At 47.7% G+C, this 23,493-nt stretch carries 22 protein-coding genes; 21 read left to right on the forward strand and 1 reads right to left on the reverse strand.

Annotated elements, in window-relative coordinates; all coding sequences use genetic code 11:
* Positions 1–6 precede the first annotated feature (6 nt).
* From ahpF to WBM30_RS06150, 5 genes are all read left to right on the forward strand, one after another.
* Positions 7–1,539 (forward strand): alkyl hydroperoxide reductase subunit F, encoded by a 1,533-nt coding sequence (gene ahpF / locus WBM30_RS06130; RefSeq protein ID WP_424899864.1) that lies wholly within the window; start codon positions 7–9, stop codon positions 1,537–1,539.
* A gap of 161 nt (positions 1,540–1,700) precedes the next feature.
* Complete coding sequence (locus WBM30_RS06135; protein ID WP_424899865.1) at positions 1,701–3,377, forward strand: formate--tetrahydrofolate ligase; 1,677 nt, start codon at positions 1,701–1,703, stop codon at positions 3,375–3,377.
* A 192-nt stretch (positions 3,378–3,569) separates the two neighbouring features.
* A complete protein-coding gene (locus WBM30_RS06140) occupies positions 3,570–5,462 on the forward strand; it encodes an ABC-F family ATP-binding cassette domain-containing protein (protein WP_424899866.1) in 1,893 nt (630 codons plus the stop codon).
* Positions 5,463–5,481: 19 nt separating this feature from the next.
* Complete coding sequence (locus tag WBM30_RS06145) at positions 5,482–6,429, forward strand: thymidylate synthase (RefSeq protein ID WP_424899867.1); 948 nt, start codon at positions 5,482–5,484, stop codon at positions 6,427–6,429.
* 99 nt (positions 6,430–6,528) lie between these two features.
* Complete coding sequence (locus WBM30_RS06150; RefSeq protein ID WP_424899868.1) at positions 6,529–7,017, forward strand: dihydrofolate reductase; 489 nt, start codon at positions 6,529–6,531, stop codon at positions 7,015–7,017.
* A 61-nt stretch (positions 7,018–7,078) separates the two neighbouring features.
* On the opposite strand, the gene trhA is transcribed toward WBM30_RS06150, so the two are convergent.
* The gene (trhA, locus tag WBM30_RS06155; protein ID WP_424899869.1) at positions 7,079–7,729 is read right to left on the reverse strand and encodes a PAQR family membrane homeostasis protein TrhA; all 651 of its coding nucleotides are present in this window, start codon (positions 7,727–7,729) and stop codon (positions 7,079–7,081) included.
* Between the two features lie 183 nt (positions 7,730–7,912).
* Here trhA and WBM30_RS06160 point away from each other — a divergent pair, with 183 nt between their 5' ends.
* From WBM30_RS06160 to WBM30_RS06235, 16 genes are all read left to right on the forward strand, one after another.
* Positions 7,913–8,536 carry a YpmS family protein gene (locus tag WBM30_RS06160; RefSeq protein WP_424899870.1) on the forward strand — a complete coding sequence of 208 codons (624 nt, stop codon included), beginning with the start codon at positions 7,913–7,915 and terminating at the stop codon, positions 8,534–8,536.
* Between the two features lie 15 nt (positions 8,537–8,551).
* Positions 8,552–8,776 carry a YozE family protein gene (locus WBM30_RS06165; RefSeq protein ID WP_424899871.1) on the forward strand — a complete coding sequence of 75 codons (225 nt, stop codon included), beginning with the start codon at positions 8,552–8,554 and terminating at the stop codon, positions 8,774–8,776.
* 21 nt (positions 8,777–8,797) lie between these two features.
* Positions 8,798–9,499: a purine-nucleoside phosphorylase gene (gene deoD, locus WBM30_RS06170; protein WP_424899872.1), complete on the forward strand. Its 702-nt coding sequence runs from the start codon at positions 8,798–8,800 to the stop codon at positions 9,497–9,499.
* Positions 9,500–9,520: 21 nt separating this feature from the next.
* Complete coding sequence (locus WBM30_RS06175; protein ID WP_424899873.1) at positions 9,521–11,002, forward strand: S41 family peptidase; 1,482 nt, start codon at positions 9,521–9,523, stop codon at positions 11,000–11,002.
* 154 nt (positions 11,003–11,156) lie between these two features.
* The gene (gene lepB / locus WBM30_RS06180) at positions 11,157–11,705 is read left to right on the forward strand and encodes a signal peptidase I (RefSeq protein WP_424899874.1); all 549 of its coding nucleotides are present in this window, start codon (positions 11,157–11,159) and stop codon (positions 11,703–11,705) included.
* A 33-nt stretch (positions 11,706–11,738) separates the two neighbouring features.
* Positions 11,739–12,410, forward strand: a complete 672-nt coding sequence (gene lepB / locus WBM30_RS06185) for a signal peptidase I (RefSeq protein ID WP_424899875.1) — start codon at positions 11,739–11,741, stop codon at positions 12,408–12,410.
* A gap of 86 nt (positions 12,411–12,496) precedes the next feature.
* A complete protein-coding gene (gene ylqF, locus WBM30_RS06190) occupies positions 12,497–13,375 on the forward strand; it encodes a ribosome biogenesis GTPase YlqF (RefSeq protein WP_424899876.1) in 879 nt (292 codons plus the stop codon).
* Entirely contained in the window at positions 13,372–14,148 is a 777-nt protein-coding gene (locus WBM30_RS06195; protein WP_424899877.1) for a ribonuclease HII, read from the forward strand. The genes ylqF and WBM30_RS06195 overlap by 4 nt, the downstream gene beginning before the upstream one ends.
* Before the next feature lie 76 nt (positions 14,149–14,224).
* Positions 14,225–15,133, forward strand: a complete 909-nt coding sequence (gene dprA, locus WBM30_RS06200) for a DNA-processing protein DprA (RefSeq protein WP_424899878.1) — start codon at positions 14,225–14,227, stop codon at positions 15,131–15,133.
* A 115-nt stretch (positions 15,134–15,248) separates the two neighbouring features.
* A complete protein-coding gene (topA, locus tag WBM30_RS06205) occupies positions 15,249–17,318 on the forward strand; it encodes a type I DNA topoisomerase (RefSeq protein WP_424899879.1) in 2,070 nt (689 codons plus the stop codon).
* Positions 17,319–17,335: 17 nt separating this feature from the next.
* Positions 17,336–18,646, forward strand: a complete 1,311-nt coding sequence (trmFO, locus tag WBM30_RS06210; RefSeq protein ID WP_424899880.1) for a methylenetetrahydrofolate--tRNA-(uracil(54)-C(5))-methyltransferase (FADH(2)-oxidizing) TrmFO — start codon at positions 17,336–17,338, stop codon at positions 18,644–18,646.
* Between the two features lie 71 nt (positions 18,647–18,717).
* Entirely contained in the window at positions 18,718–19,644 is a 927-nt protein-coding gene (xerC, locus tag WBM30_RS06215; RefSeq protein ID WP_424899881.1) for a tyrosine recombinase XerC, read from the forward strand.
* Between the two features lie 3 nt (positions 19,645–19,647).
* Complete coding sequence (gene hslV / locus WBM30_RS06220) at positions 19,648–20,172, forward strand: HslVU peptidase proteolytic subunit (RefSeq protein WP_424899883.1); 525 nt, start codon at positions 19,648–19,650, stop codon at positions 20,170–20,172.
* Positions 20,173–20,188: 16 nt separating this feature from the next.
* Positions 20,189–21,598, forward strand: coding sequence for an ATP-dependent protease ATPase subunit HslU (gene hslU, locus WBM30_RS06225; RefSeq protein ID WP_424899884.1), 1,410 nt, complete (start codon positions 20,189–20,191; stop codon positions 21,596–21,598).
* 74 nt (positions 21,599–21,672) lie between these two features.
* Positions 21,673–22,491 (forward strand): GTP-sensing pleiotropic transcriptional regulator CodY, encoded by an 819-nt coding sequence (gene codY, locus WBM30_RS06230; protein ID WP_424899885.1) that lies wholly within the window; start codon positions 21,673–21,675, stop codon positions 22,489–22,491.
* Between the two features lie 36 nt (positions 22,492–22,527).
* Positions 22,528–23,400, forward strand: coding sequence for an aldose 1-epimerase family protein (locus tag WBM30_RS06235; RefSeq protein ID WP_424899886.1), 873 nt, complete (start codon positions 22,528–22,530; stop codon positions 23,398–23,400).
* Positions 23,401–23,493 lie beyond the last annotated feature (93 nt).

A 23,493-nucleotide genomic window follows, 5' to 3' on the forward strand; every position in this document is an offset into this window, starting at 1 on the left:
CTTCCCATGGCATTAGATACAGAAATAAAAGGGCAACTCGGCCAATATCTGGAACTGTTGGAATCGGATGTTGTTTTCAAAGCCAGTCTGGGCGAGGATGAAAATTCCGGGAAAGTCAGTGAGTTTTTGCAGGAAATTGCCGGTATGTCGGAGAAGATTAGTTTCGAAAATGCACCCTTGACCCGTACGCCCAGTTTTACGATTACACGTCCAGAAACGGAAAGCGGCATTACGTTCGCTGGACTTCCGTTGGGCCATGAGTTCACTTCGTTTATCCTGGCTTTGCTGCAGGTAAGCGGAAGAGCTCCGAAAGTGGATGACAGCATCGTCAAACGCATTAAAGCGATCGACAAAGAGCTCCATTTCGAGACTTATGTCAGCTTGACTTGTCATAACTGCCCGGATGTTGTCCAGGCATTGAACATCATGTCCGTGCTGAACCCGAAAATCTCCCACGTTATGATCGAGGGCGGCATGTTCAAGGATGAAATCGAAGCCAAGAAAATCATGGCTGTTCCGACTGTTTTCCTCAATGGGGAAGAGTTTGCCAGCGGCCGCATGACGATCGAGCAATTGATCGATAAAGCCGCCGGTCCTACAAATGCGGATGAGTTCTCCGATAAGGATATCTTCGACGTTCTTGTGGTAGGGGGAGGCCCCGCAGGCAACAGCGCGGCCATCTACGCTGCCCGTAAAGGAATCAACACCGGCATGGTCGTCGAAATCTACGGCGGACAAGTCATGGACACTGTCGGAATCGAAAACATGATCGGGACGCCTTACACGGAAGGACCGAAGCTGATGGCGCAAGTGGAAGCACATGTGAATCAGTACAAGGTCGACATCATGAAAGGCCAACGCGCGAAAAGTATTCGCAAAAATGACCTGATCGAAGTCGAACTGGAAAACGGTGCAGTGCTCAAAGCCAAGACCGCTATTCTTACAGTCGGCGCGCATTGGCGCAATGTCAACGTCCCTGGTGAAGAAGAGTTCCGCACAAAAGGCGTCACCAACTGTCCACATTGCGATGGTCCGTTGTTTGCAGGTAAAGACGTCGCTGTCATCGGCGGCGGCAATTCCGGTATAGAAGCAGCGATTGATTTGGCCGGTTTGGCGAAACACGTATACGTGCTGGAGTTCTTGCTGGAATTGAAAGCTGATCAAGTTTTGCAGGACCGTGTCCATGCTTTGAAGAACGTCACAGTCATAACGAATGTGGCAACAAAAGCAATCACCGGGACCGAGCAAGTGGAAGCCATCTCCTACGTGGACCGCGCTACGAATGAAGAGCACACCATCGCACTTGAAGGTGTCTTCGTTCAGATCGGCTTGGTTCCGAACACGGCTTGGTTGAAGGATTCCGGCGTTGCGTTGAATGAACGTGGTGAAGTCATCGTCGACAACCATGGTTCAACCAATCTGGAAGGCGTATTCGCTGCCGGAGATTGCACAAACAGTGCTTACAAACAAATCATCATCTCGATGGGGGCTGGAGCGACTGCCGCTTTGGGTGCATTCGATCACTTGATCCGTCAATAAACTCAAATCCAGAAAGGGATTTCGTCTTGAATTCCTTACTGGATTTTTTGATTTACGGTAAATGTAAGCAGTTTTATCAATGGAATGGCCATAAAACACGTTCTTTCTCTTGGTCTATGTGCTAAAATGTATGTAAACATGAAGAATTTGGAGTGATGGTTTTGAAGACGGATATCGAGATAGCTCAAGCAAATGAGATGCTTCCGATCAAAGAAGTAGCGGCAACCCTTTCCCTTACAGAAGATGATCTGAAATTGTACGGCAAATACAAGGCAAAAGTGGACATCAAGAAAATCAATTCCTTGAGTGAAGAGGCGGACGGCAAATTGATCCTTGTCACTGCCATCAATCCTACCCCGGCTGGCGAAGGCAAATCAACCGTAACAGTCGGACTAGGCGATGCGCTGACGCGCATCGGCAAGAAAGCGATGATCGCGATGCGCGAACCTTCACTAGGGCCGACTATGGGCGTCAAAGGCGGAGCGGCGGGCGGCGGTTATGCGCAAGTGCAACCGATGCAAGACATCAACCTGCATTTCACTGGCGATATGCATGCCATCACGGCGACGAACAACACCTTATCAGCTTTGATCGACAATCATATTCAACAAGGCAATGCCTTGAACATCGATCAACGTCGGATCACTTGGAAGCGTGTATTGGATATCAATGACCGTGCTTTACGCAACATCGTCATCGGGTTGGGCGGACCGATCCAAGGTGTTCCCCGCCAGGATGGCTTCGATATTACTGTAGCGAGCGAAATCATGGCGATCCTATGCTTATCGACTTCGTTGACAGATCTGAAGAACCGGATCGGAAATATTGTTATCGGCTATACGTTTGATCGCTTACCCGTCACTGTCAGAGACTTGAAAGTGGAAGGCGCATTGACCTTGTTGATGAAGGATGCATTGGAGCCGAATCTCGTCCAAACGTTGTATCATACACCGGCATTTGTGCATGGCGGACCGTTCGCCAATATCGCACACGGCTGCAACAGCGTGTTGGCGACCAAAACGGCCTTGAAATTGGCCGATTACGTCATTACGGAAGCCGGCTTCGGAGCCGACTTAGGCGCTGAAAAGTTCATGGACATCAAAGTACCGCAACTAGGCAAAAGCCCGGATGCAGTCGTGATCGTGGCGACGGTGCGCTCGTTGAAGATGCACGGCGGCGTGTTGGTTAAAGACCTCAACAGCGGCGAAAATGTCGAAGCGGTCAAAGCCGGCTTCGCTAATCTGCAGAAGCATATCGAGAACATGCAACAATACGGTGTGCCTGTCGTTGTGGCGCTTAATGAATTCACGAACGACACTGCGGCCGAAATCGAAGCAGTCGTCAGCCTTTGCGCGGCTCAGGATGTCGACTGTATCCAGACGGCAGTGTGGGCAAAAGGTGCTGAAGGCGGAGAATTATTGGCGAATGCTGTCGTTAAAGCAATCGACGAAAACACAAAGGCTTTCGTTCCTCTATATGTGGCGGAAGAGAGCAGCATCGAAGAAAAAATCGAGACGATTGTCACCAAAATCTATGGCGGCAAAACTGTCATCTATTCCAAAGAAGCCAAAAACCAATTGCGTCAATATAAGAAGAATGGCTGGGATCGTTTGCCGGTCTGTATGGCAAAAACCCAATATTCCTTGTCAGATGACCAGAAAGCAATCGGCCGTCCGGAAAACTTCGACATCACCATCCGTTCCTTTGTTCCGAAAATCGGAGCCGGGTTTGTCGTTGCCTTGACGGGGGATATCCTGACCATGCCGGGTCTGCCGAAAGAACCGGCAGCTTTGCGCATGGACGTCACCGAAGACGGAGTCGTTACTGGATTGTTCTAATTTCATAAAACTCGTAAAAATAGAGTGGGAAACCTCTCTATTTTTTTTGACGAAAAGCGCTTCTGAAATACGGCTTGATTTTTGGGCCTTCAATGTCCCGCAGCCCAGCTGGATATGTTACAATGTCAAGAGACTATCAAGATCCCTGAACATAAAACGACATGGATTGAAAACAAAGGATGAATGCCACATATGAAAGACTTTAACGCCATTGAGTTAGAAAAATCCTACGGGATGAAGAAACTCTTCAATAAAATATCCTTCACGATCCGTGAAGGCGAACATATCGGCCTGATTGGTCAGAACGGAACCGGTAAGAGTTCCTTGCTGGAGATCATTGCGGGAATCGAAACACCGGATGCCGGCAACCTGGATGTGCCCAGCGATTATCGGGTCGGTTACTTAGCGCAAGAACCCCAACTGAACAAAGAATCGACTGTTTTTGAAGCGGTCTATGAAGGCGAAGCACCTATCATCAAGACGGTCCGCGCCTACGAGGAAGCTTTGGAATTGTTGGTCAACGACAGTCTGAATCCGGATTATCAGAACCGATACAGCAAGGCCGAAGCTGACATGAATGCGCAAAATGCTTGGCAAACGGAGGTTCAGATCAAATCCATCTTGAGCAGGTTAGGTTTGGATGATATCACGAAAAAAGTAGGCGAGCTATCCGGTGGACAACGGAAACGCGTCGGCTTGGCGCAGGTGCTGATCCAAGCGCCGGACCTTTTGTTGTTGGATGAACCGACCAACCATCTTGACATGGATTCGATCACGTGGCTGGAAAACTATCTTGCCCAATACAAAGGCTCTGTCCTTTTAGTGACCCATGACCGCTACTTCCTGGAGAATGCCGTCACGAAAATCATCGAACTGAAGAACGGCGGATTGGAAGTCTACACAGGAAACTACGAAGATTATTTGTTTCAGAAGAGCGAACGTGACGCCATCCAGCAAAAAATGGACGAGAAGCAGCTGAAATTGTACAAGAGCGAACTGCAATGGATGCGCAAGGGCGCCAAAGCGAGGACGACTAAGCAACAGGCACGCATCCACCGTTTTGAGGATTTGGAAAAGGTCACGCAACAAAGCACGACCGATGCCAAACTCGAAATCCAATTGGATGGTTCCCGTTTGGGCAAACGCGTCTTCAATCTGGAACATATTTCGCTTTTTGCGGGAGACAAACAGGTTCTTAACGATTTTTCCTATATATTCCAGTCGAACGATCGCATCGGCATCGTCGGCAAGAATGGGGCAGGCAAGACAACCTTACTGAATATGCTGGCAGGTGAAATAGAAATTGCTAGCGGGAATCTGATCATCGGAGAGACTGTCAAAATAGCCTATTACAAACAACTTTCCGAAGTGCTCCCTGACGATAAGCGCGTCATTAATTATCTGCAGGAAATCGCGGAAGAGGTGAAATTAAGCGACGGCATCATCGTCAGCGTCAAGGAGATGCTGGAAACTTTCCTCTTCCCGCGCGAAACGCACGGTAGCCTGATAAGTTCGTTATCCGGAGGGGAAAAACGTCGCCTGTACTTATTGAAGTTGCTGATGACAAAACCGAATGTGCTGCTAATGGATGAGCCGACGAACGACTTGGATATCGATACGCTGACGGTATTGGAGGATTACTTGAACAGCTTCGGCGGAGCCGTAATCACTGTTTCGCATGACCGTTATTTCTTGGATAAAGTGGCCGACAAGCTGTTGATCCTGAATGATGAAGGCAAACCGGGTGTATTCTTTGGGGATATGAGCGAATATTTGCTGGTGTCCAGTCAAAAGGACAGCGAAAGCGCTAAACAGCAAAACAAAAAAGCAGCCGCTGTCGCATCTCAGGATGCGGTCACGGAAAAGACCAAATGGACCTACTTGGAACAGAAGGAATGGGAAACAATCGAGGATGACATTGCCGCACTTGAGGAAAAAGGGCAGACATTGCAGAGCGCGATGGCCGAAAATGCTTCGAACTTTGAAAATTTGACCCAATTGCAACAGGAACTGGACAACGCGGAAGATGAGCTTGCTGGAAAATGGGAACGCTGGGAATATCTCAGCCAATTCGCCAAAGATTAATGTACATAGGAGAACAAAGATGACAAAACAATATTTGGATTTAGCAAGAACTGTCCTGGAAACAGGCGCAACGAAACACGACCGTACCGGAACCGGCACGAAAAGCATCTTCGGCCATCAAATGCGTTTTGACCTGTCAGAAGGCTTTCCGATCCTGACGACCAAGAAAGTCGCTTTCGGCCTCATCAAAAGCGAACTGCTATGGTTCCTGAAGGGTGACACAAACATCAAATACTTGCTGGAAAACAACAATCACATTTGGGATGAGTGGGCATTCGAGCGCTATGTGAAATCAGCAGATTACACAGGTCCGGATATGGAAGACTTCGGCCGCCGGGTCCTGAAAGAAGACGGATTCAAAGAAAGCTATGCTGCCGAAATGGCCAAATTTCGGGAAGCGATTTTGACGGATGAAGCCTTTGCAGCCAAACACGGCGAGTTGGGCAATATTTATGGGTCACAATGGCGCCGCTGGAAAACGACGCAAGGCGAATTCATCGATCAGATCAGCGATGTCATCGAAATGATCAAGACGAACCCTGATTCAAGAAGGTTGATGGTTTCGGCCTGGAATCCGGAAGACGTCCCTTCGATGGCCTTGCCGCCTTGCCATACCCTGTTTCAATTTTATGTGACGGATGGGAAGCTCAGCTGCCAACTGTACCAAAGAAGTGCGGATATCTTTTTGGGGGTGCCATTCAACATAGCCAGCTACGCCTTGTTGACGCATTTGATTGCAAATGAAACGGGTCTTGAAGTCGGGGAATTCATCCATACATTCGGGGATGCCCATCTTTATCTGAATCATATCGAACAGATCGAACTGCAGCTTTCCAGGGAGCCTTTCGCTTTGCCAAAGCTGGTGCTGAAGCATCCAGAGAAATCCATTTTTGAAATGGAAAAAGAAGATATCGTCCTGGAAGGCTACAAGAGCCACCCGGGCATAAAAGCACCGATCGCTGTATAAATTTTCATCACACTGAGGAAAAGGGGGTTGCCGCCATCAGAATCCATTTAGGGTCCTGATCGGTCCGGGCGTTGGCTCGGCTGCGCGGCAAAACATAAGATGATCGCACTATTATGGGCTGAAGACGACAACGGAATCATCGGAAAAGGTGGAACATTGCCTTGGCACCTGCCGAATGATCTGAAGTATTTCAAAGAAAAAACACTGAACCACAAAATCGTGATGGGCAGAAAAACATTCGAGGGGATGGGGTCGCGCCCCCTGCCCAGAAGAGAGAACATTATCCTCACAAGGCAAACCGATTACTCGCATCCGGGGGTTACCGTTCTCCATGAAGTGGATGAGGTATTGGCTCTGAATAATGCAGAGGACACGCTTTTCATCATCGGTGGCAGCGAGATTTTTGAGCTGTTCTTGCCTTTCGCGGATATCCTGTACCAAACCGTCATACATGCCGACTTTGACGGGGACACTTATTTTCCGACAACAGACTGGAATGAGTGGGAATTAGCCTTGTCAACCTTAGGTGTTGTCGATGACAAAAACCGCTACGAACATGAATTCAAAGTATTCAAACGGGTGAAATAAGCAAAAAGGGCTGACTCCAAATTAAAGAGTCAGCCCGATTTTTGTTTTTTTTTTGATTTTTTTAGACGTACAATAAGATGCCGAAGTACATGAAGGCGGCGCCTGCCAAAACAAAGAGGTGCCAAATGACATGCATAAAGCCATATTTTTTGTTAGAGTAAAAAATAGTTCCCAAACTGTAACTTAAACCGCCTAATGCGATGAGCACAATGCCGTTCAGGCCGAGTGTCTGATACATCGGTTGAATGATGAACAGCGCCATCCATCCCATACCCAAGTATAAGAGGGTGGAAATCCCGTTGAATTTTCCGACGAAAAAGATCTTCAGGATAATGCCGATTATTGCGATAGCCCAAACGGCAATGAACAAGGCTCTGCTTTGGCCGTTACGGACCGCAATCAAACAAAACGGCGTATACGTCCCTGCAATCAACAAATATATAGCTGCGTGATCGATGTAGCGGAAAATCTTTTGAAACCGGGTCATACTGAAACTGTGATAGAGCGTCGACGATAGAAAAAGCAAAATCATCGAAGCACCATAAATGGCATAAGCAACGACTTCTGTAACGTTTCCTGAGTGGGACCCCTTCAAAATGAGTAAGACGCATCCTGCGATGCTTAGCAAGGTTCCGATTCCATGTGTTATGGCATTCAACACTTCGTTTACGATGATTTTGCGTCTGCCTTCTGTTTGCGGAAAAGTAGTCACTTTCATTCCTCCTTGTTGCCTGTCAGCAATTGTTTTTTGGCCAAATAAAAAAACAGTCTCCAACAACGTCCTTCTGAATGCATTATAGCACATTAAATGGTAAGATTTAAGAAAATCGCAGTATCTCTCCCACTTGAAAATGACAGAAACTTTCACGGGAACATTTTGAAAGGGGCAAATAGAATGGGAACCAATCAGCAAAGAAGTGTAAAAAATAGCCCGAATCCATGGAAAATTGCATTCCTCACCTTGTCGCTCATCTTGGGCATTGCGGCAGTTTGGTTGTTCTCGAAAATCACATTGGAACAACCAGGGCAATCTGAAACTGAGGCAGAAGTCACAGCGCAACCGAAGGGTCAACTTTCGGTCGGATTGTCCTTGAGCAATACCGAATTAGCGGTCATCGCCAATGAATATATGAAATCTGAGGAGAGCTTGGCTGGCTATTCAGTGACAATAACAGATGTGGTGACTTTAAAAGGTGTAACGGTACTGTTGGGTCTTTCGATCCCGTTTGCTTTATCAGGGGAGCCGCATGCGACAACGGACGGCAATCTGCAGATGAAGGTGACGGATATTTCCCTGGGCGGGTTGTCTTTGCCCGAAAAAGAAGCATTGAGTCTTTTGGCTCAATTTTTGACGCTGCCTGCATTCGTCAACTTGGATGCAGACTCGGAAACGGTGCTGATGAATTTGGCCAGCATGGACCTTCCGAAAGAAAGTACCATCCGTTTACTTTCCATCGATAAAGAGACGAAAGAATATTCATTTGAAGTAACCATACCAACAGAAAATTTGATAGAATAGAAAGAGGCCTAATTTATGAGACAATCTTTTTACCTTTTCATTCTCACGTACAGAGACCCATACAAAAAAGACGACAAAACAGCATTCGCGAATCGGGTTTCCGAAGATATCGGTTTTCCGAAGCAAATGACCGATTACCACGAACTTGCCGATTACCTGGAGTTGAGCGGAGAGTATACAGAGTTCATGTCCGTCTTTGATGAGTTGTTTGAGGTATACGTTGAGAGGAACAGAAATTAGATAAAGAAAGAAGGAAATGAAATGAGTACACATATCGCAGCAAAACCTGGGCAAATCGCGGATACAGTCTTGTTGCCGGGCGACCCATTAAGAGCGAAGTACATTGCGGAGACTTACCTGAAGGATGTCGAGCAGTACAATTCGGTCCGGAACATGTTTGGTTACACCGGGACATACAAAGGCAAACGCGTCTCTGTCCAAGGCACAGGAATGGGCTTGCCCTCCATCATGATTTACGCCAACGAACTGATCACTGAGTACAATGTGCAGAATCTGATCCGGGTCGGTTCAGCTGGTGCAATCCAAAAGGATATCCATGTGCGCGATATCGTCATTGCCCAAGGTGCGACTACAGATTCCAGTGTCGTCAGCAATACGTTCAATGGTCAAGTCAACTTTGCGCCGATCTGCAACTTCGAACTGATGCACAATGCCTATATGGTCGCTAAGGAACGGAAATTATCCGTCCACGTCGGCAATGTTTTATCCTCGGACCGCTTCTACAACGAAGAGTTGGACAAACAGAAATTGGCTGACTATGGTGTTCTGGCGGTGGAAATGGAAGCTGCCGGTATGTACCTGCTGGCCGCCAAATATAATCGGAAAGCGTTGGCTTTATTGACGATCAGCGACCATATCCTGACCGGGGAAGAAACAACTGCCGAAGAGCGTGAAACAACGTTCGACGACATGATGCTCGTTGCTTTGGAATCTATCTTATAATCGTAAAGAGGAGTAGTGTGAATGGGCAATAACGGGCATAAACTAAAAAACGGCAAAAAACGCGGAGTCAAACTCTCCTTCTATTTCCTTTCCTTACTTATCGTCGCTGCTGCGGCAATCGGCGGAACGTATGCGTGGATCGGGAGAAGTGTCACCCTTCCATCGACCGGAGAAATCATCCAAGGTACAAACAGTTCGACCTTGGATTCAGCTGCAGCGGACCGCATCGGAGCCGTCTATCAGACGCTGCTCAATAATTATGTAGAAGGTGTCGATGAAGAAGAACTGATCGAAGGCGCCTTGAGCGGCATGGTGGAAGCAGTCGGCGATCCCTACAGTCAATACTTGAATACAGAAGCGAGCGATAACTTGGATGAGACGATCTCCGCCTCATTCGAAGGCATCGGAGCTGAAATCATGTCCTTGAATCAGCAAATCGTCATTGTTTCTCCGATCAAAGGCTCTCCAGCCGAAAAAGCTGGACTATTGCCGAATGACATCATCCTAAGTGCGGATGGTCAGGCATTGCAAGGCCTGACAGCTAGTGAAGCAGTCGCTCTGATCCGGGGCGAAAAGGGCAGTGAAGTGGTTCTGGAAATAGTACGCGGTGATCAGACTTTCAAAGTGAACATCGTCAGGGATACGATTCCGATCGAAACGGTGACATTTGAACTCGATGAAGAACATCCAGAAATCGGCATCGTCCATGTCTCCAGTTTCTCCACACCGACCTATGACGATATTGTCAGTGCTGTAACGGATCTGCGCACACAAGGAGCCACATCCTTTGTGTTTGATTTCAGACAGAATCCAGGTGGCCTATTGGACCAGGCTCTGAAAATCAGCAATATGTTCCTTAACGATGGAGACGTCATCATGCAGACGCAAGAAAAAGATGCCGATCCAAATAAAATCGTAGCCAGCGCAAGCGAGTTCGGAGATTTCAAGATAACCGAACCAACTGTCCTTCTTGTCGATGAAGGAAGCGCCAGCGCTTCGGAAATCGTTGCGGGGGCACTGCAGGAATCTTCCGAGATACCATTGGTCGGGACAACGACCTTCGGCAAAGGCACTGTGCAGACAGTGTATCCCTTGACCGAAAGCAGCGAATTGAAATTGACTATAGCGAAGTGGCTGACGCCGAACGGCAACTGGATCCATGAAAAAGGGATCGCAGTCGACTACGAAGTCGCACTTCCTGAATACGCCACATTGACGATCATCGATTCCACAGCAACCTATGAAGAAGGAACTGTCTCGGAAGAGGTCAAGAATGTCGAAGCGATGCTGAATGCTATCGGCTACGCCGTCGAAGCGGACGGTTATTACGATGAAAATACTGTCGAGCAGGTAGCGTCATTCCAAGCTGCGAATGAGCTGGAAACAACCGGCATCGTGACGGGTGACACTGCATTAGCGATAGTCGAACAATTGCGGGAAGTCCTTACGGAGAACGATACACAGTACGATAAGGCTGTAGATATATTGATTGGGAACGAATAATCCGAAAGGTTTGGCAGCTCTTACGAAGTGCCAAACTTTTTTGTGTTGCTTGTAATATTCGCCTTTGGACCGGTTACGATTCTTTTTATGCGCAAAATGTGCTAAACTATGAGTATTGTTTTAGCACATTCTATAACCAAAAAGGTTGATACCGATGAAAGTTGATAAAAAGATGCAGGATGGCATCTGGGATTGGATGAAGGCGATCATTTTTGCCATGCTATTGGTGATCATCATCCGTTTTTTTGTATTCATCCCACTGAAAGTGGAAGGTGATTCCATGAGTCCCACCTTGGCCCAAGGAAACCATCTCTTATATGAGACGTTTTCGGAAATTGACCGGTTTGATATCATCATCTTCAGCAATGAAAAAGGGAAAACGCTCATTAAGCGGGTCATCGGATTGCCGGGCGATTCTGTAGCTTACAGCGAGGATCAACTTTACCTGAATGGCGAACCCGTCGAAGAGTCTTTTCTGGGGACAGAAAAGCAACAGGGGATGGATGTTTTCACTTCGGATTTTGATTTGCTGTCCTTGACAGGAAGGGAGACTGTCCCGGAAGGCAGCTATTTTGTGCTGGGTGATAACCGAGTGCGCAGCAGGGATAGCCGGATCTTCGGCTTTGTCGCGCAGTCTGATATTGCCGGAAAAGCGGCGATTGTGTATTATCCGCTTGAGGATTTTGGCTTTATTGAAAACTAAGTACCAGCTGGATTTATAAGAAAGGGTGATTCGATGTCATTTGGCAATAAAAATCATGACGACCAAAACTCTGGTTTTGTTTCAAGGAACGAAAGATTCGGGGTCGATCAAAAGAAAGAAATCCAACCAGAAAACCGAGGCAGTTTTTTGCGGGAAGCGCTGAATCTGATCCTTTCAGTGGCAATCGCCTTTGTGCTGTTCCTTGTCATCCGGACTTATTTGTTTTATCCGTTCCAAGTTGTCGGTGATTCGATGGTGCCGACACTGGAGACCGGAGACCGGCTGATCCTGAACAAATTGGCTGAAGTCGATCGTTTTGATATCGTGGTGTTCCCTGCTCCTGACGGGACCGATGAAGAATATGTGAAGCGCATCATCGGGCTACCCGGTGACGAAATCACTTATTTCCAGGATGAACTTTACATCAACGGCAAAAAAATCGAGGAGCACTACCTGGAATCGTTGAAAGAGGATAGCGATCAACAATTGATGTCTGATTTCACCCTTTATAGTTTGGATGCAACTGCAGGGTATTCCGTTGTGCCTGAAGATATGTATTTCGTCTTGGGGGACAACCGCAGTGTGTCCAAAGACAGCCGTGTTTTCGGCTTCATTCCGGCAGCACAGATCGAAGGAACCGCTGATTTAAGATTATGGCCGCTGAACAAAATAGGGATCATCGATGATAATGGTGCAGATGAATAAAAGGACAACCGCACACAAGTGTTTTTGCACTTGTGTTTTGTCTTGAATGGAAGTAAAAGGATTTACTTAGAAAAGGAAGTGTCAATATGTTAATACAATGGTTTCCAGGCCACATGGCAAAAGCGAAACGTGAAGCGTTGGAAAAATTAAAAATGGTCGATTTGGTGATTGAGTTGCTGGATGCGCGCCTCCCGGTATCAAGCCGGAACCCTTTGATCGATGACATCATCGGAAACAAACCACGATTGATTGTCCTTAACAAAGCCGATCTTGCGGATAAGACAGCCACAAAAGACTGGGTTGAATACTTCAAACAGGATAAGAAAGCGCAACGGGCCGTTTCGATGTCGACGCTGAACAATAAAGATGTAGAGAACATCAAAAGAGAACTGAAAGAGATGATGGCCCACAAAACGCAGGCGATGATCAATAAAGGCGTCAAACCCCGTGCTATCCGCTTGATGATCCTTGGTATCCCGAATGTCGGAAAATCAACCTTGATCAATAAGCTGATGCAAAAGAACCGCGCGCAGACCGGCAATCGCCCCGGCGTTACAAAAGGGCAACAATGGTTGAAAATCGGCGGCGATTTCGAATTGCTGGACACGCCAGGGATACTCTGGCCTAAATTCGAGGATCAGCTGATCGGGCAAAAGCTTGCCCTGACGGGAGCGATCAAGGATACTGTTTTCCATAAGGATGATGTCGCTTTATTTGCGTTGCGTCATTTTATGCAGCATTATCCGGGCAGATTGCAGAATTTCTATAAGGTAGACGAAAAAGACTATGAAGGTGCCGTTCCGGACCTGTTGATGGAATTGACCACGAAACTGCGTTTTGGTGAAGACTACAGCCGAGCCAGCGAAAAAATCATTTTTGACATCCGCGGCGGCAAACTGGGACCGTATACGCTGGACCAAGTTCCCGTAAAGGCTGCGGAGGCTGAAGAGGGCTTAGTGGAATGAACAAACCAGTGAGCATCACTGCCATCAAGGAGCAATTGCAGGGAATCGAGTCATTGGATGATCACCGTTGGGAAGCAATCCGAGCCGACTCCCGCAAAGGCGTCCAAGCTGCAGTCAAATCCTGGGAGCGCAATTACCAACTCGATATTGCCCTAAAAGAGCGGCAAGTCCAGATGATGGTCTTTGAAGAAGAGTTGAAGGCGAAAGGACGTCTTGCCATCGCAGGGATCGATGAAGTCGGCAGAGGCCCATTAGCCGGTCCTGTGGTCGCTGCTGCAGTCATTTTGCCGGCAGACATCCCTTTCCTCCCGGTCAACGATTCAAAACAACTCTCAGCCAAAAAAAGGGAGCAACTTTACGATCAGATCATGGCCATTGCCGACGTCGGCATCGGATTGATTTCGCCAGAAACGATCGACGCCGTGAATATTTATCAAGCCACGAAACTGGCGATGATGCAGGCGATCGCCAATCTGAAGCAAGAACCGGACAGTCTGCTGATCGACGCAATGAAGCTGCCGTTGCCTGTAGAACAGCAATCGATCATCAAGGGCGATGCCAAATCCGTCTCGATCGCTGCCGCCAGCATTGTCGCGAAAGTATACCGTGATCGCCTGATGTGCGAGTATGCTCTGCAATATCCGCACTACGGATTCGAGAAGAATGCCGGTTATGGAACCCAACTGCACTTAGCCGGATTGGATAGTCATGGCATCACGCCGATCCACCGGAAGACGTTTGATCCGATCAAAAGCATGCTGAGAGAGCAATAAAAATTAAACAACATAAAAAGCAGAATCCGACTCCTTTCGTATTATCTTAACAGATGGTACGCAAAGGAGTTTTTTTATGGAAACGAACCACGAGGATCTGACGGTCCGGGACAAATTGATTTATCATGCAATGACCGGCATATGCACGCCGAATTTTATGAAGCATCTGTACTTGTCCTGGATGAGGGATCCTTTCTATTCAATAGAAGAAATCGTAAACAGCTATGTGCCGATAAGCAACGAAACCAAACAACAGAAGTTGAAGATGGCGCTGGAAACGGCATACAGCAAGACGCCTTATGAAGAGCTGAAGGAGCTGTATCGGATCAAAAACATCCAAATTTTGACGATCCAAGACAACAGCTATCCGGATGGCTGGCTGAACAGCTATTTGCCGCCTGTCGTGGTGTTCTGTGCGGGGAATATCCGTTTATTGGAGCAGCCTTGTTTGAGCGTCGTCGGCAGCCGCAGTCCGACCGTCTATGGAAAGGCGGTCTTGGACGAAATGATCCCTCCGTTGGTTGCGGAAGGTGTCACGCTCGTAAGCGGGCTCGCCAAAGGCATTGATCAAATGGTTCATTCCTGTGCCATCGCAAACGGCGGAGCCACAATCGGCATCATCGGGGCAGGTCTGGATGTTACTTACCCAAGGGAAAATGCTGCCCTGCAGCGGCAAATGATGGCAGAACAGCTCGTCATCAGTGAATATCCTTTAGGCTCGAAACCGGAACGTTTCCATTTCCCGATGCGCAATCGCCTGATCGCCAACCTTTCGCTGGCCACGTTGGTGATCGAGGCGACGGAAAAGAGCGGCAGCCTCATAACCGCCAATTTGGCGCTGCAGGAAAACAGGGATGTTTATGCGGTTCCCGGAAATATTACCAGCCGGCTCAGTGTCGGCACCAATCAATTGATAAAGGCCGGCGCAGCTTGCGTTTTGAACGCGACTGACGTGCTGGAAGAGATGAAAACGCAGTGGAACTGATGCGTCCGCGAAATAACTTCCATTTGACAAACACCTAGTTTATGGCATAAGATGGGAAACGATTTAAATGACAGAAATATACATACAAAATATTTCGTTGAGAGGAGTCGTTTCTTTGGCTTATAAATATTTAGTCGTCGTGGAATCACCTACCAAAGCCAAGACGATCGAAAAGTATCTTGGCAGAAACTATAAAGTGGTAGCAAGTAAAGGCCACTTGCGCGATTTACCAAAGAGTCGCATGGCAATCAATATCGAAAATGACTATCAGCCGGATTATATTTCCATTCGTGGTAAAGGCGACCTGATTAAAGAATTGAAAAAATATGGCCATAAGGCCGAAAAAATTTACCTGGCTTCCGACCCGGATAGAGAAGGGGAAGCCATCTCGTGGCACCTCGCTCACCTGTTGGGCCTGGACCCAGCAGACAATATCCGCGTCGTTTATAATGAAGTAACCAAAGATGCAGTTAAAGAAGCACTTAAAAATCCAAGACCGATCAATATGGATCTTGTTTCAGCCCAGCAAGCCCGAAGGATATTGGATCGCTTGGTCGGATACTCGATTTCACCCATACTATGGAAGAAAGTCAAAAAGGGTTTGAGTGCCGGACGGGTCCAATCCGTTGCCCTGAAACTGATCGTCAACCGCGAAGAGGAGATTGCCGGGTTCGAACCTGTGGAATCCTGGACGATTGATGGCACTTTCCTGAAGGACAAACATGTTTTTCAGGCAGCCTTTTATGGATTGGGCGGGAAAAAGCTGAAGCTGAAGACCAAAGAGGAAGCGGATGCGGTCTTTGAAAAGATCACTTCCAATGTTTTTGAAATTTCCGATGTAACGAAGAAACAGCAAAAACGCAACCCGGCTCAGCCGTTCACGACCTCCAGCCTTCAACAGGAAGCCGCCAACAAACTGAATTTCCGTACGCGAAAAACGATGATGATCGCGCAGGAACTCTATGAAGGGATTCCGCTCGGCAAAGAAGGCTCAGTGGGATTGATCACCTATATGCGAACGGACTCGACACGTGTTTCCGCAGGTTCGATAGAGGAAGCGCATGAATACATCACGGGCACATACGGTCCGGAATATGCCATCGAAAAACAGCGCGAGAACAAAAAGGCTCCATCGGCACAGGATGCGCATGAAGCCATCCGTCCTTCCAGCGTTTTAAGAGTGCCAAGCGAAATCGAAGCCTTTTTGACGAAGGACCAGTTCAAATTGTATCAATTAATCTGGGCGCGCTTTTTGGCGAGTCAGATGACGCCAGCGGTCTTCGATACGATGAAGGTGGACCTCAAGCACGAGGACGTCATGTTCCGGGCGACGGGTTCCAAAGAAAACTTTGCCGGTTACCGCAAAGTCTACGTAGAAGGCACCGCCAAAGAAAAAGACAACCTTCTGCCGGAAATGGCTGTCGGCGATACTGTGTTCTCGAAGGACATCGAACCGAATCAGCATTTCTCACAACCGCCGGCCCGCTATTCAGAAGCGACGCTCATCAAGGCTCTGGAGGAGAATGGTGTCGGAAGACCTTCGACCTACGCTCCTACGATCGAAACGATCCAGAAACGCTATTACGTAAAAGTGACGGCAAAACGTTTCGAACCAACCGAACTGGGTACGATCGTCAATGGCTTGATCTCCACTTATTTCCCGGATATCGTGAACATTTCCTTCACCGCCGGGATGGAGCAGGACCTGGATAGTGTCGAAGAGGGCAATATGGAATGGGTCAAAGTAGTCGATCGTTTTTACAAGCCATTCGCCGAAGAATTGGCGAAAGCGGAAGTCGAGATCGAAAAAATTGAGATCAAGGATGAACCAGCCGGATTCGATTGCGAATTATGCGGACATCCGATGGTCATCAAAATCGGCAGATTCGGAAAGTTCTATGCTTGCAGCAATTTCCCGGAATGCCGGAACACGAAACCGATCGTTAAGAAAATCAACGTGACGTGCCCTGTATGCCACAAAGGCGAGGTCATCGAACGGAAATCCAAGAAGAACCGGATATTCTATGGCTGCGATCAGTATCCAGAGTGCGAATTCATTTCGTGGGACAAACCGATCGGCCGCGATTGCCCGAAATGTCAACATTATCTTGTTGAGAAGAAGGTCAAGGGCGGCATCCAAGTGAAATGCAGTCATTGTGAATACGAGGAAGATGTACAGAAATAACGTTATGGGGGCATACTATGACAGATAAAACAGTTACCGTAATCGGAGCCGGCTTGGCCGGAAGCGAGGCGGCTTTTCAAATAGCGGAGCAGGGCATCCACGTCGATCTCTATGAGATGAGACCCAAAAAAATGACGCCTGCCCACCATACCTCAGGTTTTGCGGAATTGGTCTGCACCAATTCACTGCGGGGGAACCAAGTCACGAACGCCGCGGGATTGATAAAGGAAGAAATGCGTCAGCTGAATTCCCTGATCATAAAAGCGGCAGATGCGACCGCCCTGCCGGCGGGTGGCGCACTGGCTGTCGATCGCGACAATTTTTCAGCCTATGTGACGAAAACTTTGGAAGACCATCCCAATATCACGATCCACTTGGATGAACTGACGGCATTGCCGGAAGGGATTACGGTGGTAGCTACAGGCCCGTTGACTTCTGAACCAATGAGCCAATCGATCCAAAGCTTTATTGAGATGGAAGGGTTGTACTTCTATGATGCCGCCGCACCGGTGCTGGAAAAAGACAGCATCAATATGGAAAAGGTATACTTGAAGTCGCGTTACGACAACGGCGAAGCCGCCTACCTGAACTGTCCGATGACAAAAGCGGAATTCGAAAATTTCTATCGCGAACTGATTGCTGCTGAAGTGGCCCCTCTGGAGGAATTCGAGAAGGAAAAATACTTCGATGGCTGCATGCCTTTCGAAGTGATGGCCTCAAAAGGCGAAAAAACGCTGCTGTTCGGTCCGATGAAACCGGTCGGGCTAGAGGATCCGAAGACCGGAAAGATTCCCTACGCAGTTGTGCAGCTCCGTCAGGACAATGCTGCCGGCTCCCTTTACAACATCGTTGGTTTCCAGACGCACCTGAAATGGGGAGAGCAGAAGCGGATCCTGCAGATGATCCCGGGATTGGAAAATGCTGAAATCGTGCGTTACGGAGTCATGCACCGGAATACGTTCCTTAACTCTCCAAAAATTCTGCGTTCCACCTATCAGAGCCAAAAACGCGACGACTTGTTTTTCGCCGGCCAGATGACCGGGGTTGAAGGATATGTCGAAAGTGCCGCCAGCGGCTTGCTGGCGGGCCTTAATGCCGCCAGAATGGCGAACGGACAGGAATGTATCGTCTTCCCTAAAGAAACGATGATTGGTGCTATGTCGCACTACATAACGAACACTGACAGCAAGCACTTCCAACCGATGAACGCCAACTTCGGTATCATCGAACCGTTAGGCGGCAAGAAAATCCGTGATAAACAGCTTAAAAACCAAATGATAGCCGATAAAGCGTTGGTTGCCTTGGACGAATTCGTGCAAACAATTTAAGTTCTTCAGCTTACATTGAAATCTCTTCAACACTGTGATAAATTTAATCATAAGATGTTGGAGGGATTTTTTTGTCTAATCAAGAATTAATCGATCGATTCATAAACTATTTGGCAATTGAGCGGCGCTATTCCGACGAAACAGTCAAGGCCTATCTATTCGACTTGAAAAAATTTGAATCTTTTCTCGAAGAAAGTGGAACCAGCGACTTGATAGCGGTACAATTGTACGATGTCCGCCTGTATCTCAGTTTTTTGGATGAACAAAAGCTGAGCAGAAACACCATTTCGCGTACGTTGTCGAGCTTGAGGGGATTCTATCATTTCTTAATCCGCAATGACCTTCTGGATGAAAACCCTTTATCCTATATCTCTTTCAAAAAAAAACAGTTGCGTCTGCCTCAGTATCTGTACGAAGAAGAATTGGAAAAACTTTTGCATGCAGCAGAAGGGACCGAAGTACTGGATTATCGGAACCGGGCGTTGGTGGAATTGTTGTATGCGACCGGAATCCGCGTCAGCGAATGCAAGAACATCAAGCTGCAGGATATTTCCTTCGACTTGGGCGTCATTCTGATTTTCGGAAAAGGGAATAAAGAGCGCTATGTGCCGTTCGGGCATTATGCTGCCGCAGCAATCCAGGAGTACCTGGAAATGACCCGTTCGGAATTGATGACAAAGCACCAACGCAGCCATGACTATCTTTTTGTGAATCGCTTGGGCGATCCGCTTACGGCAGGCGGGATTGAATACATACTGAAACAGATTATGAAAAAAACCGGTTTGACCGGGACATTGCATCCGCATATGCTGCGGCATACCTTTGCGACCGATATGCTGAATAACGGAGCGGATATGCGGACAGTTCAGGAGCTTTTGGGACATGCCAGCCTGTCATCCACTCAAATCTATACACACGTAACGAAAGACGCCCTGCAACGGAATTACAACCAATTCCATCCGCGGGCGAAACGGGACAGCAAGAAACAGGGGGAATAACATATGACAACAATCTGTGCAGTGCAGCATAACGGACGTTCAGCCATGGCAGGAGACGGCCAGGTGACGATGGGCGAATCCGTCATCATGAAAGGGACCGCCAAAAAAATCAGACGCATCTATCATGATGAAGTCATCGTCGGCTTCGCTGGCGGTGTAGCCGATGCTTTCACCCTCGAAGATAAATTTGAAGAGAAACTCAATCAATATAAGGGCAACTTACTGCGTGCCTCCATCGAGGTGGCCAAGGAATGGCGCGGCGATCGTGCCCTTCAGAAGCTGGAAGCGTTACTGATCGTCATGAATAAGGAGCAGATGCTGCTTGTTTCCGGAAGCGGGGAAGTCATCGAACCGGATGACGGTATCCTTACGATCGGCTCGGGCGGGAATTATGCCTTGGCTGCAGCAAGAGCCTTAAAGCGAAGAAGCTCCCAGCTTTCCGCTAAGGAAATTGCCTATGAAAGCCTCAAGATTGCCTCAGAAATCTGCGTATTTACTAATGACAACATTATTGTTGAAGAATTTTAGATAGGTGGCTAGTATAATGAAGGAACAGCACAACAGAACACCAAGAGAAATCGTCAAGGAGCTCGACCGCTATATCATTGGCCAGGATGCAGCCAAAAAAGCAATTGCTGTCGCTTTGCGGAATCGCTACCGGAGACAACAACTGGATGCTGATATGCAAAAAGAGGTGACTCCGAAAAATATTCTGATGATTGGCCCAACCGGAGTAGGGAAGACGGAGCTGGCGAGACGCTTGGCGCTGTTGGTCGAAGCACCCTTCGTTAAGGTTGAGGCAACCAAATTCACGGAAGTCGGCTATGTCGGCCGCGACGTCGAATCGATGGTCCGAGACCTAGTGGAAAACGCTATCCAGATTGTCGAGAAACAAAAACGCGGTGACGTGTATGTCAAAGCTTATGAAGCGGCGTTGCAACGCCTTGCTAAAGTCATGAAGCCTGGGGTCAAAAAAGCGAAGCCCAAACAGGAAGGGATGAATGACTGGCAAAATATGTTCAAAAACCTGGGAATGCCTCTGCCTGAAAATCAGGAGGAGGAAGCCGAAGAAGTGACTGCCGAAATCGCCAAGAGCAGAGCGGAGATCATCGAGCAATTGCGCAAAGGCCTGCTGAGCAACCGTGAAGTCTCTATAAAAGTGGAGGAAAAACAAGCCAATCCATTAGGTGGCGGTGGAAACAACGAACAAATGATGATGTTGCAGTCGGCATTTGAATCCATGGCGCCGAAAAAGAAAATCCAGCGGATACTTTTGGTCGAAGATGCCATTGAGGTGCTTGTACAGGAAGAGACCGACAAATTGGTCAACAAGGATGATATTTCCCAGGAAGCTTTGAAGTTGGCCGAAACCAACGGCATCATTTTCATTGATGAGATCGACAAGATCACTTCCAAGTCACAAAACACCGGCGAAGTGTCTCGAGAAGGCGTTCAACGGGATATCCTTCCAATTGTCGAAGGGAGCCAAGTTTCCACCAAATATGGAGCGATTCAAACGGACCACATCCTCTTCATAGCATCAGGCGCTTTCCACGTTTCCAAGCCGAGCGATCTTATCCCTGAATTGCAAGGACGTTTCCCGATTCGGGTGGAATTGAATGACCTCACGGAAGATGATTTCGTCAGGATTCTTACCGAGCCGAATAATGCAATGCTGAAGCAATACATCGCGCTGTTGGCAACGGAGGACGTTACTATCACCTTCACTAAGGAAGCCATCCGGAAAATGGCCGTCATCGCGACAGAAGTCAACCAAGAAACCGATAATATCGGTGCCAGAAGGCTGCACACGATCATGGAGAAATTGCTGGAGGATCTGTTGTTTGAAGCCTCCGAAATTCCCGGGACAGAGATTATGATAACGGAACATTATGTGGAAGAAAAACTTGATAAAATTGTAGAAAACAAAGATTTAAGAAGATATATCCTTTAAGCATAAAAAAATCCCCTTTAGGTTGGATGAACCTTGCGGATATTTTCTGATGGATGATCGTATGGGGGGGAAACATGGACGAATTATTAGAAAAGTTGAGAAGGATCAATTATATGTTGCAAAAAGAAGGAGGCTTCGTTGCTATTAGCGATGAAGCGACGGCATTACCTTTTACGGAAATGGCAAGCGTGCTCGGCGACATATTAAGGGCCAACACGTATCTGATAGATCTGTCCGGCAATTTACTGGGCTACAGCGAAGCGACCGATATCAATAATGCCCGCATCAAACAAATGCTGGAGGACAAGAAATTTCCCGAGCAGTATGCCCACAATCTGTCTGCTTTACTTCAGACGACCGCGAATATCGGCATCGAATCCGATTTTACAGCCTTTCCGATCGAGAGTAGGGATCTATTCATTACGGGTGTCACAACGATCGTTCCGATTTTTGCTTCCGGCAAGCGCTTAGCGAGTCTGGTATTGGCACGTTTGCTTCCGGTCTTTGACAGCAGCGACCTGATCCTTGCCGAACATGGTGCCACCGTTATCGGCATTGAGTTGCTGCATGCCATCAATTTGCGCACTGAAGAAGCAACACGCGTGACCACGCTGACCCAGATCGCCATAAAATCGCTGTCTTTCAGCGAAACAGAAGCGGTCAAAGCGATTTTTGAGAATTTTCCATCCTTAGAAGAACGCATCACCGCATCGAAAATTGCAGCAGAAAAAAATATAACGCGCTCCGTTATTGTGAATGCCTTAAGAAAACTGGAATCAGCCGGTATTCTCGAGACGAGATCGCTTGGTATGAAAGGAACATTCATCAGAGTCGTTTCTGCAGAATTACTTGATGCTTTAAAAAAGGCTTTGTATCCAAAAAATGATCAGTAAGCAAAATGGTGTAAAGCCAAACTAGGGGGAAATGTCATGGAGTTTGTAATCGAAAACCAGCACCTTAAGGTAACCGTAAAAGATAAAGGTGCAGAAATCACCAGTGTAATCGCAAAGAAAACCGGCATCGAATATATTTGGCAGGCTGATGAAAAATTTTGGAACAGGCACGCACCCATTCTTTTTCCGTTTGTCGGACGCCTGAAGGATGATACCTTCCGACATAACAACAAAACTTATGCAATGGGGCAACACGGATTTGCCCGCGACTCGAAATTTTCGGTGCATGAGCGTCTGTCTGATAGCATTACGTTCATTCTCGCGCCGAATGGTGATTTCAAAGATGTTTATCCATTTTTGTTTGAATTGCAGGTGACTTATCAATTGTTCGAGAGTCAATTGTCGATCAGCTATAAAGTGAAAAACCTTGATGCAAACAAGATGTATTTCTCGATCGGTGGACACCCAGGTTTTAATGTACCGTTGACGGAAGGTGAAACATTCGAGGATTACTACATCAAAATGACTCCGGAAACATCCCGCCAACGCTTGTTACTGGATGGGCCTTATCTCGCAGCCGACAAAACGGTTGAAGTGGAACAGAACAAATTCCAATTGCAAAGGGACCTCTTCCTGAATGATGCCATCATTTTCAAAACGCCGGAACCGACAACCGTGACGCTGGCTTCCGATAAAAGTGAGCATGGGGTCACGATGTCCTATGAGGATTTCGAATACTTGGGCATCTGGACGAAGCCTCAGGAAGACGCCACTTATGTTTGTTTGGAACCTTGGTGCGGACTTGCTGACCGGTCGGATTCGGACGGGGAACTGGAACGGAAAACAGCCATCCAATCGCTTGAACCCGGGAATAAACGTTATTATGTCCATCGGGTTGATTTCTTTTAATTCAGTCGTCTGATAGCCCCGGCAGTATTTGTCTTTGGGCCAGACAAAAGGCGGGGCCGTAAATCAGCTACGATTTACGGCCCCGCCTTATTC

Source organism: Trichococcus sp. (genome assembly GCF_049684335.1).
In the GTDB taxonomy this organism is placed as follows: Bacteria; Bacillota; Bacilli; order Lactobacillales; family Aerococcaceae; genus Trichococcus.